General features: G+C 60.0%; 11 protein-coding genes. 4 read left to right on the forward strand and 7 right to left on the reverse strand.

From position 1 onward, the window contains the following. Positions 1-103: 103 nt before the first annotated feature. The gene (locus tag FHS49_RS13330) at positions 104-2,680 is read right to left on the reverse strand and encodes a TonB-dependent receptor (RefSeq protein ID WP_184019329.1); all 2,577 of its coding nucleotides are present in this window, start codon (positions 2,678-2,680) and stop codon (positions 104-106) included. A 412-nt stretch (positions 2,681-3,092) separates the two neighbouring features. On the opposite strand from FHS49_RS13330, the gene FHS49_RS13335 reads away from it, so the two are divergent. After that, complete coding sequence (locus FHS49_RS13335; RefSeq protein WP_184019331.1) at positions 3,093-4,217, forward strand: serine hydrolase domain-containing protein; 1,125 nt, start codon at positions 3,093-3,095, stop codon at positions 4,215-4,217. A gap of 35 nt (positions 4,218-4,252) precedes the next feature. Here the strand turns inward: FHS49_RS13335 and FHS49_RS13340 are convergent, their stop codons facing one another. Continuing rightward, the gene (locus FHS49_RS13340; RefSeq protein WP_184019333.1) at positions 4,253-5,170 is read right to left on the reverse strand and encodes a DUF1838 family protein; all 918 of its coding nucleotides are present in this window, start codon (positions 5,168-5,170) and stop codon (positions 4,253-4,255) included. A gap of 18 nt (positions 5,171-5,188) precedes the next feature. Beyond that, entirely contained in the window at positions 5,189-6,196 is a 1,008-nt protein-coding gene (locus FHS49_RS13345) for a DUF1838 family protein (RefSeq protein ID WP_184019335.1), read from the reverse strand. A gap of 164 nt (positions 6,197-6,360) precedes the next feature. Between FHS49_RS13345 and FHS49_RS13350 the strand changes: the two genes are divergently transcribed. Beyond that, a complete protein-coding gene (locus FHS49_RS13350) occupies positions 6,361-7,185 on the forward strand; it encodes an alpha/beta fold hydrolase (protein WP_343052981.1) in 825 nt (274 codons plus the stop codon). Positions 7,186-7,237: 52 nt separating this feature from the next. Here the strand turns inward: FHS49_RS13350 and FHS49_RS13355 are convergent, their stop codons facing one another. The 4 genes from FHS49_RS13355 to FHS49_RS13370 form a co-directional block, all read right to left on the reverse strand. After that, positions 7,238-8,428, reverse strand: a complete 1,191-nt coding sequence (locus FHS49_RS13355; protein ID WP_246350697.1) for an FAS1-like dehydratase domain-containing protein — start codon at positions 8,426-8,428, stop codon at positions 7,238-7,240. A 177-nt stretch (positions 8,429-8,605) separates the two neighbouring features. After that, positions 8,606-9,520: an alpha/beta fold hydrolase gene (locus tag FHS49_RS13360; protein ID WP_184019339.1), complete on the reverse strand. Its 915-nt coding sequence runs from the start codon at positions 9,518-9,520 to the stop codon at positions 8,606-8,608. 334 nt (positions 9,521-9,854) lie between these two features. Continuing rightward, the gene (locus FHS49_RS13365) at positions 9,855-10,346 is read right to left on the reverse strand and encodes a MarR family winged helix-turn-helix transcriptional regulator (RefSeq protein ID WP_184019341.1); all 492 of its coding nucleotides are present in this window, start codon (positions 10,344-10,346) and stop codon (positions 9,855-9,857) included. Positions 10,347-10,438: 92 nt separating this feature from the next. Further along, positions 10,439-11,164 (reverse strand): Crp/Fnr family transcriptional regulator, encoded by a 726-nt coding sequence (locus FHS49_RS13370; protein WP_184019343.1) that lies wholly within the window; start codon positions 11,162-11,164, stop codon positions 10,439-10,441. A 414-nt stretch (positions 11,165-11,578) separates the two neighbouring features. Between FHS49_RS13370 and FHS49_RS13375 the strand changes: the two genes are divergently transcribed. Beyond that, on the forward strand, positions 11,579-12,730 hold the full coding sequence (locus tag FHS49_RS13375; RefSeq protein ID WP_184019345.1) for a cupin domain-containing protein: 1,152 nt from the start codon (positions 11,579-11,581) through the stop codon (positions 12,728-12,730). Beyond that, positions 12,731-13,294 carry a pseudouridine synthase gene (locus tag FHS49_RS13380; protein WP_184019347.1) on the forward strand — a complete coding sequence of 188 codons (564 nt, stop codon included), beginning with the start codon at positions 12,731-12,733 and terminating at the stop codon, positions 13,292-13,294. It abuts the gene before it with no gap. The last annotated feature ends 104 nt before the right edge of the window (positions 13,295-13,398 follow it).

Genomic DNA, 13,398 nt, shown 5'->3' on the forward strand with positions numbered 1-13,398 from the left:
GCCGGCTCCTATGGGGCCGGCGTTTTGCTTTTGGTGCATGAGGATGGCGCGATATCCGCGCATCCGAAGAAAACGGGAGGGTGCGAACACCCTCCCGGAGACCTCAGAATTTGGCGCTGGCCGTCACGCCGATACGCCGCGATTCGCCCAGATAGATTTCGGGAATGCTGAAGGCGAACGGATAGCCCGCACGCGGCTGGGCGATCGAATTGGAAGTGTAGAGCACGTTGAAGATGTTGTTGCCCCACACCGCCAGGCTGTAACGATCATTCTCCAGCGCAAAACGCAGGCTGGTGAGCGTCCGCTCCCCGAAGCTCGCCGTGTTGATCAAATTGCCATAGGTGAGGCCCGAGTGGCTCACATCCACACGTCCGGTGATGTTCCAGCTATCCGTCAAAGGCACGTCTGCGGTTGCATGGAGATTCCACTGCAGCTTCACCGAGCGGGTCGGCCGCTTGCCTTCGATCGACGTGACGGCGCGTGTGCCGCTCGGCGTCGTGACGAGGATGACCGGCGGGCAACCCGGCGCGGCGGTGGCCGTGGCACCCGTACCGATTACGCACTGCGCCACGATCGACGCATCATAAGCACCGGCCTGGAATTTCGGATCAGTGTAGATCATGCTGCCGCCGACGCTGAAATAATCATGCAGCTTCAGTTCGCTCTGAACCTCGATACCATTGCTCTTGATATTGCCGGCGTTGCGCACGATCCGGGTCGGATTGACCGCGGTCGGGTTGAGCGTGAACGCCGAAACCTGTGCGTTCGTCCAGTCGACATGGAAAGCCGATATGTTGAGAAGAAGGCGACGATCGAACAGATGCGTCTTTACACCCGCCTCGTAGGTCCAGTTGGTTTCTTCCTCATACGCGGTTTCATCGGCTAGAATGCCGGTCGGGCTGACGGGATTGGCTGTATTGAACCCGCCTGCGCGCACGCCCTTTGCCGCCGTTGCGTAAAGGAAGATATCGGGCGTCACCTGATAATCCACCGTGAAGCGCGGCGCGAAGCTTTCAAACGTGCGGAAGAATTGCGGCCCCGTGACCGGGAACGCTCCGGCGGCCGGAACCTGCGTGCCATCGATCGGCACGTTGATGCCCGGTGCGCTCAGCGGATTGCTGACCGACAGAACCTGAGCCAGCTTGCGATCGATATTGTAACGACCTTCGGCATTCACGCGGAACGATCCGAAGCTGTAACCCAGCGATCCGAAGATCGACATCGTCTTCGAGCTGGCGCGCGTATAGCTGCTGTAAACCTGGGTGCCCATGAAATCGCTCGAAAGGAACGGGTTGGCCGTAAAGTCATAGGCCCCAAAGCCGGTCGCCGCGGGGGTGCCGACCGGATTGACCTGCACCAGACGCTCGTTGGCGGCGAGACCACTGCTATCCACCCCGATGCCCAGAGCCGCCAGCGGAATCCGCGAATTGAAATAGCTCCCGCCGAAAATCCACTGGAAAGGCGAGCTGTTATCGGACTGGAACCGAATTTCCTGGCTGAACGTGCGCACGCGCTCGCGCCCGGAGCTCAAGAGGTTGACGTTCGTCAAACGGGTATAGGGGCCAGCAGGAAAGCAGCCGGCACCAATGGTGCAAACGCCAAAGGGCGCGCCGTTCGCCGTGCCGTCATAATCGTTGTAAGACCGGTTTTCCGCTTCGGTGAAGCCGGTGACGCTGGTGACCGAAATGCCATCGCGGCGCCAGTTCATGTTCAACGAGATCTGCCGGGATTCGGCCTTTGTTTCGGGCTGATCAGCCGTGATGCTGCTGATCTTGGTGGATTTGATCTCGCCGCAATATTGGGTGCGCAAGCCGGTCGCCGCGTTGACGGCACCACAGTTGAATGCGGACAGGGGCAGAACGGAATAAGCCGAAAGCTCCGATTTCGAGCTGGTCAGAAAACCTGAAAGACGCGCTGTGAAATCGGGCGTCGGCGCAAATTCCAAAGCCGCTGTAACAGCATATTTTTCGGTGCCGCCCAGATTGTCGTCCGTATCCGCAGAGTTCGTCCCAAAGCCGTCATAGGTGAGATAACCACCGCCTACGCGCAACGACAGCGTGTCCGTCAGCGGCGCGGAAATCGAACCGCGGACGCGATAATCCTTATCCTGCCCGACGGTCGCCTGGATGTTTCCCTCGAAATCGCGCGAAGGCGCCCGGGTCGAAATCGACATCGCGCCGGCAAAGGTGGAACGGCCAAACAGCGCGCTCTGCGGCCCCTTGGCGATTTCGATCTGCCCGACATCGAGCACCGAAATCATATCCAGCGTGTTGCGGCTCGTCTGATAAATGTCATCGATGAACACGCCGACATTGGCCTCGGTGTTCAGATCGTTGGTGGTATTCGCCGGTGCCAGGCCGCGAATGTAGATCATCTGCATCCCGCCGCCGGTGATCTGGGTGATGGCGACGCCCGGGGTGGCATTGGTAAGGTCATTCAGATTGCTGATATTGCGATCGGCCAGATCATCCGCGCTCAAGGCCGTGATCGCGATGGGGACGGTCTGGATGCTTTCTTCGCGGCGACGCGCGGTCACGAAAATCTCGCCGAAGTCTGCTGCTGCTTCAGTCGCTGTCTCGGCAGGTGCCTGGGCGATCGCCGCGCCAGGCAGCGCAGCCCCGATCGACGCCAAGGCCATGAAAGATGCGCCTCCCAAAGCGCTTTTCTTGAAATATGCCATATGTTCTTCTCCCTGATCTTGAATACCAAAGCGGCAGGCCGGCGGATTGTCCGCATTGCTGGCTTGCCCACGCCCCCCTTTGGGCACCTGATCCGGAGCATATCGGCCGCACCCGACAAATAACGGCAAACGTGCCGTCTATCCGACAGGCGATTGCAGCACGGTATTTTCTGCACACAATTTTGCCGGATGTCCGCAGTGCGGATAGCATTCGAAATCCCGTTGCGAGCTTTTGGAACTAGCCAGCATGTCCTTGGTCATGGCCATATTTTCAAAGACGAAGCCCACGTTCAGAACCGCTGTTGTTCGCGGCCTGCTGCGATCGAGCGTGATCGTTCCAGCGCTGATGCTGACGGCCGCGAATACCCCACACGCAAATGAGGAAATTTATCGTCAACGCTTCGAAGCCCTGATGAAAAGCGGCGGAATCCTGACCCGTTATGATCCGATGGAGCGCGTTGAAGGTGCGCGCAAAGCAAGACCGCTGCCGCTTGCCGCCGCCGATGCGCTGTCCGTCACGCCAGAGGCTCTGGATCAGGCGTCGGCTTATGCCAAGGCCAGCAACGCCAGCGCGATGATCGTGTGGCGCGATGGCAAATTGCAGCGTGCGGATTACTTCAAAGGCAAAGACCGGAACAGTCAGATCGTATCCAAATCGCTCTCCAAACCGATCACCGCGATCGCGGTGGGCCGCGCGATTGCGATGGGCAAGATCAAGTCGGTGGATCAGCCGGTTGCAGATTTCATTCCGGAATGGCGCGGCACGCCCAAGGAACCGATGCTGATCCGTCATCTGCTAGATATGCGTTCGGGCCTGCTGGAGCAGATGTATAGCGACGATCCCGAACATCCGATCAACCGCGCCTATATCGATCCCGACCATGGCTGGCACATCATCAACGATTATCCGCTGACTCACGAGCCTGGCCGCTATTATGGCTATGGCAATGCCGTGGCGGAGCTGATCGCCGTGGTGATCGAGCGGGCCACGGGCACGCGCTACGGGGATTTCATCGGCAAGCAGATCCTGGCGCCGATCGGCGCGGCGGGCGGCGAAATCTGGGTCAACCGGCCCGGCGGCCTCGCCCATTCGGGCTGCTGCATGACGTTGCCGGCGGAAAGCTGGCTGCGTCTCGGCATCCTGCTGATGAATGACGGCGTGGCCGATGGGCGCAGGCTTCTGCCCAAGGGCTATGTGGATGACATGGCGCATGGCACCCCTGAAAATCCGCATTATGGCATGGGCCTGTGGGTCGCCGGCCCCTATCTATCGCGCCGCGGCTTTGCTGCGCCGAGCAAGCCGGGGCCAAAAGTTCTGCACAGCCAGCCCTATCTCGACAAAGACCTGTTCATGTTCGACGGCAATGCCAATCAACTGGTATTCATTTCGCGCGCCGCGCGGACGGTCATCCTGCGGATCGGCGATGCGCCGCCTCCATCGCCGGAATGGGATAACAGCGCCCTGCCCAATATCATCCTGGGCGGAATCATCTGGAAAAAGGGTGAGACCAGACCCGTAGCGCAGGCCGCGCCCTGATCTGAATCAGCGCGATCGAGCGCCGAGTTCCGGCCTCACAGGGTTTTCCACAAAGGTTCGATCAGCGAAGCGGGATCTTCCAGCATTTGCGGGAAATGCTGTCTGGTGGCCTTGAGCCAGGTTTCGGGCAGTTCGTCCATCGATACGCCATAGCCTCCACTGGTGCTCGCCATCAGCAGATGGCCGGGATGACCGGCCGGCATCTCCATCCATGGCCGCCAGTCCACTGTGATCGTCACGCTGGTGGGGCAGGTCACTCGCATCGCGCCAGGCTGTTGAAGCTCTTTCAGGCTGGCGTGCATCGTCACCACCTCATTGTAGGAAAATGGCTTGGTGCCACCCGGAGGCTGCATCGTGACACGATTGATTTCGCTGATCCAGACATCGTCACCGCGGACCTGCGGCGCGCGAAGCTCGTGATCGAACGTCGCGCCGGGCATGTCGCGCGCGGGCGAGACACCATGATCGGGCAGCACCAGGATGCGGGACGGCGGCAGATTTCTGCGCGGCTCCGTGATGGTCTTGCCAGTGTAGGGGTTGAAAAAGCGCCCCGGCGCTTCGCCTGTTTTGGGATCAAGAAAATGCGCGATCTCGCCCGAGACGCCATCATAGCTGCCATCGGGCCGACGCCGGAACCGAGCGAAAGTGACGCCGACGACATCCCATAAAGGGGTCATCTGCCCATCGACGACGCCGAAATACGCACCGGTGCAATAGCCGATCACCAGCCGTTCATCGAGCGCCCCGCGCATCTGCATGAAGGCCCGGAAGCGATCGTCCTGATTGCTGAAATCGAGAGGCTTGGCGTTTGTCTTGCGGGCGATCGCCGAGCTTGCGCTGCCAAGCGCAGCCCCCGCGGCCATTGCCGCCATCACGTCGCGTCGTCCAAATTCCAGCATCGCCCGCCCTTTCCCGTGTCTATCGCACGTCTGCACGGACAGGCGGCCGGTCACGACCGCCTGTCCATGGCATCACTTCATGGGACCAGCAGCCGGCGGCGGCTGGGGCGGCGTCCATCCAGCAGGAACCGGCGCAGGCTTCTGATAACGCGCGTAATTTTCGAGGCTGGACAGCGAAGGACCATAATCCTCCGTCGGCGCATGAAGCCATTTCTCATCCATCGCGCGCGCCGCTTCGCGGATATCGGGTGCAAGCCCGGCAATGCCGTTGGGCACAGAAGCAAAGGCCGTGGTGTAAAGAATATTTCCGGGCGCGGCACCCATCAGCATCCAGGGCAGCCAAGGCGTGATGCGCTGCCATGCGCCCACATGCGGCACATGAGTCAGATTGGGGTTCTTCACGTCCTTGAGCTTGGCGGTGTAGGTGAAATGCTCGGAAACGCGGTTCATCCAGCCGGAGGATTCCCGCGGCCATTTATCTGGCCGCAAAGCGTTGGGATAAACCATGTCGATGCCCGTTTGCAGGATCAGCGTATCGTCCGGCCCATAAACCCAATCGAGCAGATAGGGCCGCTTGGCCACCTTTTCAGTTTGCAGACCGCCATAAGACGGGGGATCCTGATGGAATTCACTGATCGTGAAATTGAAGGGATCGTTGGCGATCGGGACGACCTTGACCGTCTCGTTCGTATAAGGATTTTCCCAGCTATCGAGGATCTTGCCGGTTTCCAGATCCCGGTAGAACACGATCTCGCGCAGCAGCCGGCGCCAGCTTCCATCTTCCAGGCGCTTGGTGCGCACCACGCTGAAACCATCGACGCCGAAGAGCGGACGAACCTTTTCATTGTCTCGCACGCCCATCGCCCGGCCCCTGATCCAGCCCACCTTTTCCTTCGTCGGATCAAGATCGGCATCCAGCCGCGTAAAGGTGTCACGGTTCCATTTCGGATCCTTGAAATCGATCTTGGAGACGAAATCCACTTTGGGAGCCGCGCCCATCGCCGGACCGGCTGCCGCCGCGCCCGCGGCAAGCGCTGCCATGCCAAGGCCTTCACGGCGCGTAAAAAGCATATCCTTCATCCCCATTCTCCCGACTGTATACAATGCCCGAACCTGCTGCCGATCATTGCCTTGTCGCCACAAGGTTGGCGCATCTTATCCGACTGCCGGATAAGAGAGAACCCGCCTGCGCTCAAAGCCGGTCGACCGGCGCAATGCAGCGGTGCACGACGGAGGACATCAGAGTGAGCCAGGCCTTGAGGATGCGCAGGGGCTATATCGACGGCCCCTATGGACAGATCCATTATCTTGACGGATTGGTAGGACGCCCGCTGTTGCTGCTGCATCAGTCCATCATGACCGCCAACCAGTTCGATTATGTGTTTGCCCCGCTCATGGCGCACGGCATCCGGCCCATCGCGATCGATTATCCCGGATTTGGCATGTCCGATCCGACACCGTTCGTGCCTGCGATACGCGATTATGCCGAAACCGTGCCATTGGTGTTCGACGCGCTCGGCCTGGAGCGCGCCGCAATCGGCGGACATCATACCGGTGCGCTTGTAGCCAACGAAGCGGCGGTGCGCTTTCCCGATCGCGTCGGTGCGGTGATCCTAGGTGGCCCCTTCATCGTGAGCGAAGACCAGCGTCAGGCGCTCATCGATGATATCCTGGTGCGTGAAAAAGCCTTCACGGCGTTGCCGGGCGCAGCGCATATGGTGCAGGTCGCCGCCGCGCGCGAACGCTATAGCCTGGGCACGATCAGCCCGGCGCGGATCGGGGATTATGTGGTGCAGGCGATGGCGGCGCTATCGCACGGTGCCTATTGGTATGGCCATAATGCCGGCTTTTCCTATCGTCAGGAAGAGACGCTGATGCAGATCACGCAGCCCACGCTGATCCTGACGAACACCGGCGACATGCTCTACGAAAGCGCGCTGACCGCGCACCGGATGCGACCTGATTTCGCCTTCACCGCGCTGAACGGCGGCGGGATCGATATCGTTGACCAGCAACCCCAGCAATGGGCCGACGCCATCGCCGCGTTTCTGGCCGACGTGCCGGCGTAAGCCGGTCAGGGATCCAGCAGGAATCCCTACCAACCCTCGCCGGCGCGGGGCGTCACTTCCGGGTCGGCAGCTCGATCTCGCCCTTGGCGGTCGCCATGGTCTTGCCGAGCTGGTCGGCCATCTTGCAATCGATCTGCACGACATGCCGGCCCTGCTCATCGACCATCTTGTCGATCACAGTGGCGGTCATGAAGGTGGCATCGCCCGTAAAGGCCGGGCCGCGATAGGCCGAGTTCACATGGACCACCTGCCCATATTCTCCGGCCCAACCTGCAAGGTAATCGAGAATCCACGCGCCCATGGATGCACCATATCCATAAGGCCGCGGCATCCCGATGTAGCGCGCCCAGCGGGGAAAGAGGTGTCCGCGTGACGGCCCGAAATAGGCGCCGTCGGTCAGTTCGGGATTGATCCGCTCCATCACCCCGTCATTCTCGTGACCCGCCATGGCGGGATCGAACCCCAGCGCCTCGAAATCGATCACGGGCCGGTGCGTATCGCCCCACAGGGTGAAGAGATAGGCGCGCCATTCGGTGGTGATGCTTGCAATGCTGTGAGGCCCGAAGACGCGCACGGGCAGCGCATCGCCGATGCTCACATCTTCCCAATAGCGTTTGCCATGGCCAAGATCGTGCATCATGTTGATGAATTCGAGCTTGCGCTCCTCCAGCTCGGCGAGCGCCTGATCGGTCCACTCGGGGTCTTCCGTGGCGTCCATGGACCCCATCTCGACGGCGAGATCATTGCGATAGCGGATACCGGTGGACCGCTGCTTGGCGATCAGATCGCCATCTTGATTATAATAATTATTGTCGCCCCGCTGGAAACAGGTCGGGCCGGCGAATTTGGTCTCCTTGACCACATAATCGAACGGGATCTTTTCATTGTGGATCATGTCGCCGCCAAAGATGCGCGGGCCATAGAACCACCATTCATCGCCGCCGAAAATCAGGTGAGAACCGGGGACCCGGCCGACGCACGCGGGGCCGGCGCCATGGCCATCGTCAGTGGCGACGGCGAAGGATTGCGGTGCCACGAGCCGGCCGTAGCGGCCTTCCTTGGCGAAATCATGATCATAGTGCAGCAGATTGGGATAGTGCATCGCCTGCACCCAGCGCCGAAAATCATTGTTATGCAGCGGCTCCTTCATGCGCGCAGGCTGAAGGGGTTTGCCGAGATAATTATCGAGATCCGAGCAATCGAGCGTTCTGTCAGCCACCATCGTCTCCCGGTTTGAATCCATGGGCGCGGGAAATCATCCTCAGCGCTTGATGAGGCTTTCTATCGCTGCGCATCGGCCGCCGCCAGACCATTGGATGGCAAATGGCAAAGCATCGCCGCAGCGGCTACAGGCTTCAAATAACTGAAATCATTACTTTCCTAAAAGAAGCGCCGGAGAAAGAGGATGAGCGGCCTGCCCTCAGCCATCCAGAAAGTCCCGCGCCAAAGCGGCAACCTCCGCCGCATGGACGCCGAACGTGCCGCCCGTCCAGGGCAGATCGAGCACACGCCCGTTGGGGACAACGGCCCGGGCGCGTGACGTGATGGCAAATAAAACATCGTTGGGATTGAGGATCAGTATCGGCTGGGTGATCTGAACCAGCGTTTTTGCAAAGTCATAGTCAAAGGATGCGGCATAGCCCCAATCCAGGTGCATCGGATCCCGGTTCATCTCCCAAAACAGGAGCCAGGCGCGCTCCTCATTCATGTCGGGCCTGAATTTGCGGAAAGCCTTCCAGTTTTCAGGGATTCGCGCAGCGGCCGCCTCCAGATCCGACGCCGCGACGTTTGCGACCCCGGCCTTCATCTTGACCAGATCCTCCGGCGTGAACATCAGCGCCGAATTGAGGATGATCTTGCGCACCAGCCTGGGCCGCTGACGCGCCAGTTCGAGCGCTGTGGCTGAGCTGGTGTGATTGCCCAGCAGATCGATGCGCTTCAGGCCCATCGCATCGACCAGATCGCCCATGGCCGCTGCAAAATCGCCAATCGTAGACGGGGCCGGAGGGCGATCGGAGAGACCATAACCCGGCGTATCGGCGGCGATCGCCAGACGGTCCGTGCCCATCATCGGCAGGAAATCCATATAGCCCCGGCTCGATCCCGGGCTGGCGTGCAGGCAAAGGAAGGGCAGCTTTCCGCTCGCCTTCTGCGGTTGCGCAAAACGATAATGGACCTGGCCGAAGCGGCAGGGCTGATAGCCATTCAGCATCGCTTGCGGGCCAGGCGGCGGCGCGGCGCGCACGGAGGCCGTCAGCCCATCAGTGGACAGGGCCAGCCCCGCCGCGGTGATGCCCAGCGCCATCTGGCGGCGGTTCAGGGTGGATGCGGTCACGCGGCCTCCTTTTTCATGCTAGGGCTTTCGGGCGTTGAGGCAGCGCAGTGCCTGAGAAAGGGGTCTCGCCCGAAGCCGGTGCGGCCAGCTTCCGATCGAGGAATTCGCAGATTCGTCATGATATGTCCCCATGGGGGCATGAGGCGATGGTTCGCGAACTGAGGCGAGATTGTTTCGATATGTTTTCGTCAGGCGGATGTTGTTAGGGCGGATCCTGAACGCGCCGGGATATCGGCATTCCGTTCCGCGGTGCCCCACCGGGATCGTCGTTATAAATCCGGCCCCGTGCTGGCCTGCAATCGCGCTTCGCGCTTTGAGCCGCGCCCTGCCTCTCTCAAACGGCGCTCGAAATGCTCATCAGATAATTGTTCATATCGGCAAACCCCTTGTCCGTCATCACGATCAGCGTGGATCGGCCATCTGATTTTGATGGATGGGCCTCCAGATATCCGCCTTGGCGCAGCCCTTCGATCCAGCGATGACCAGTCGTAAGCGGGATGCCGACGCCAAAGGACAGCCCCGTGACCGAAAGATCCTCGCCGTCGATTCGGCAACGGTAGAGTTCGACGAGCATCGGCCACGCCGGCTCCTTGGTCAGATTGGCCGGAAAGAAATTGTCCCGCGTCATCCGTTCGCGCCCCAGCCGCCGGGCCGTCTGCGCGGGAGATGTGCTGCGCATTGGTGGATTCTGGAGCGCAGAAACCAAAATGGCGTCAAGCGATTGCTGGGCTTCGGTGAGAAGCCCGCGCGCATGTTCGACGTAGAAATCGGAGTGCGCGCCAAAGCCATCGCCCGCGGGGAACTGTTCTGAAATCGCTCTTCCCATCCCGCAAGCTCCTTGAAATCAGGTTGCTCGATAAGATGCTAACATACGTTGCGTATTTCATAAGAACATAGATTTATTTAGTACTGCTTGGTTCAAAGCGTTTTTTGCTCTCCGCCTGCTTGGTCCAGATGCAGATAAAGCGATGTAAAATCGCCGACATGTTGCAACCGTTGCCAGTCCCGATATTTTACAAACCGCTTGTCCCGCTCGATCAGTCCTTCGGCCGCGAGCAGCTTGAGCGTCCGATTGACGTGCACGCTGGTCAGCCCCACGGCATCGCCGATCTGCTCCTGCGTCATCGGCAATTCAAACCCCTCGCCATTGGCCAAGCCAGCCGCCTGCATCCGCAGCGCGAATTCACACAGGAGATGCGCCACACGCGTCTTGGCGTCGCGCCGCCCCACATTGACGACCCATTCGCGAAACACGGAGCCTTCGATCAGCGCGTCCGTCCACATGGCACGCCCGACTGCCGGTCGATCGATGATCAACTGCCGCAGGGCCGAGCGCTCGATATCGACCGCTTCCACCCGGCTGAGCGCCTGAACACTGTGATCCGCCCGCTTGAGAAACAGATGCTGCAGATCGATGAAATCGCCCGCCATATGGATGGAGACGATCTGCCGTGCGCCCGTCAGCGTCACCTTCTGCCGGAAAGCGAGGCCCGAGAGGATCAAGGTGCAATATGACGTAGGCGGCCCGCCCTCCCTGATGATATAGGCCGGTGCCTCATAGACGCGCACAGCATGGGGCAACGCTATGATCGCCCGACAATCTTCATCGTCCAGATCGGCCCGTGACCGGAGCCTACGCGCCATCAACTCCAGAATATGTGTTCGTGCAGACACATCGGCTCTCCGTCGGGGCGGGAGCTCAAAGCATCTCTCAGTCGCCGGACACCCATATAGACCGTCAGCGATAATTCGCTTTAACATAAGCATTTATAATATATATGACAATTATCTGATTTTAATTTGCAATATATATTAGTTTATATTCCGCAATGCTTTCGGTGGCGTCTTTGCTAAAATATGCCAACTTCTCCCTTTCAGATGCAGATATCATACGCAAGCTTCAGACCTGCCTTGGCCCGAGAGGTTACTATCATCGGAACCAAGGCTGCCCTGTTGGAAGTCGGCGGTGCGATGATCGCTTTCTATTCGAGGCTTTCCGCCATAGGAGGAGGCGCTTTGGCGGCCGGCACCAGGCTGCCGCTTTCGCCGTGAGTTCCTATGCGATTACATGATTTCGACAGCGACGCTTTCTTGTCGGATATCTGGCAGAAGAAACCGCTGCTGATCAAAAATCCCTGGTCGTTCTGGCGCAATCCGCTTGAACCCGATGAACTCGCTGGACTGGCTTGCGACGACGAGATCGAAGCGCGGCTGATCGTGCAGGCGCGCGAGACGCTGAAAATGGAACATGGACCCTTTCCGGAATCGCGCTTTGCCAAGCTCGGCAAAAAGCCGTGGACGCTGCTCGTGCAAGCCGTCGATCAGGCGGTGCCCGATGTGGCCGCGCTGATCGAAGCCTTTCGCTTCATTCCCAATTGGCGGATCGATGATGTGATGGTGAGCTATGCCACCGATGGCGGCGGCGTCGGCCCGCATTTCGATCAATATGACGTGTTTCTGATCCAGGGTCTCGGCAAACGTCGCTGGCAGATCGGCGCGCTTTGCGATGAAGACACCGCCTTGCTGCCGCATGACGATTTGCGTCTGCTCGCCCATTTCGAAGCCACGGACGAATGGATTCTGGAACCCGGCGATATCCTTTACGTGCCACCAGGCGTTGCGCACAATGGCGTGGCCATGGGCGATGATTGCATGACCTATTCGATCGGGTTTCGTGCCCCATCGCGCAGCGAGCTGATCGGAAGCTGGTGCGACGATCTGATTGCCGAAATGCCGGATGATGACCGCTATGGCGATCCGGATTTGCAAGCCCAGGCCAATCCAGGCGAGATTTCCCCAGATGCGATCGCGGCGCTTCATGCGATGATCACCCGGACCATGGGTGACCGCGATGCGTTTGCGCGCTGGTTCGGGCAGTATAACAGCACACCCAAATATCCCGAGATGGATTGGCGCCCCGAAGAGCCGATCGAGACGGAGGCTTTGCGAGCGCTGATCGCGGGCGATGCGCCGCTCCGCCGCAATCCAGCCAGTCGCTTTTCCTTCATTCGTCAGCAGACAGGGCCGCTGTTATTGTTCGTCGATGGCGCGTGTTTTGAATGCGCTGGAGAAACCGCCGCCCTGGCCGAGCAATTGTGCGCACAGGATCACCCGATGATTCCCGATGAGATCAGCCAATCGGAGACGGCGACGGCTTTGCTCACAACGCTGTTCAATCAGGGCAGCATGACCCTGTTGTCCGAGGATTGAATGCCGCGGCTGATCCTGTTCAACAAGCCCTATGGTGTGCTGTGCCAGTTCACGGATGATAGTCCGGGATCGAAGCGCTCGACGCTGGCCGATTTCGTCGACGTGCGGAGCGTCTATCCGGCGGGACGGCTCGATCTCGATAGCGAGGGTTTGCTGCTGCTCACCGATGACGGCCGGCTGCAGGCGCGCATTGCGGATCCGCGGTTCAAGATGCCGAAAACCTATCTCGTGCAGGTGGAGGGAGACGCGCAGGAGGCCAGCCTCGATCAATTGCGCAAGGGCGTGCGCCTGAAGGACGGCCTGACCCGTCCGGCAGTGGTCGAGCGCATTGACGATCCTGCCTTGTGGCCCCGCGATCCCCCCGTCCGCTTTCGCAAGAGCGTGCCCGATTGCTGGCTCAAGCTGACGATCCGGGAAGGGCGAAACCGGCAGGTGCGCCGGATGACCGCGGCCGTCGGCCATCCCACGCTTCGTCTGGTGCGCTGGCGGATCGGCGACTGGACGATCGACGACCTGCCACCCGGTCAATGGCGCGAAGCACCTATCGCGCACGCCTCCGGATAATTCCGGCGTTAAAGCGTGATGACATTACCTGCCTCCGTCATTGCGAGGACCGCAGCGACGCGGCAATCCAGGGTGGCAAAAACCGCTATGGATGGATTCGCTAC

Source organism: Sphingobium boeckii, from assembly GCF_014199215.1.
GTDB lineage: Bacteria > Pseudomonadota > Alphaproteobacteria > Sphingomonadales > Sphingomonadaceae > Sphingobium_A > Sphingobium_A boeckii.

Excerpts from the sequence above, each read along its gene's own strand:
- FHS49_RS13330 (WP_184019329.1), bottom strand. The coding sequence starts at position 2,680 with ATGGCATATTTCAAGAAAAGCGCTTTGGGAGGCGCATCTTTCATGGCC.
- FHS49_RS13335 (WP_184019331.1), top strand. The coding sequence starts at position 3,093 with ATGAAAAGCGGCGGAATCCTGACCCGTTATGATCCGATGGAGCGCGTT.
- FHS49_RS13345 (WP_184019335.1), bottom strand. The coding sequence starts at position 6,196 with ATGAAGGATATGCTTTTTACGCGCCGTGAAGGCCTTGGCATGGCAGCG.
- FHS49_RS13355 (WP_246350697.1), bottom strand. The coding sequence starts at position 8,428 with ATGGATTCAAACCGGGAGACGATGGTGGCTGACAGAACGCTCGATTGC.
- FHS49_RS13365 (WP_184019341.1), bottom strand. The coding sequence starts at position 10,346 with ATGGGAAGAGCGATTTCAGAACAGTTCCCCGCGGGCGATGGCTTTGGC.
- FHS49_RS13370 (WP_184019343.1), bottom strand. The coding sequence starts at position 11,164 with ATGGCGCGTAGGCTCCGGTCACGGGCCGATCTGGACGATGAAGATTGT.
- FHS49_RS13375 (WP_184019345.1), top strand. The coding sequence starts at position 11,579 with ATGCGATTACATGATTTCGACAGCGACGCTTTCTTGTCGGATATCTGG.
- FHS49_RS13380 (WP_184019347.1), top strand. The coding sequence starts at position 12,731 with ATGCCGCGGCTGATCCTGTTCAACAAGCCCTATGGTGTGCTGTGCCAG.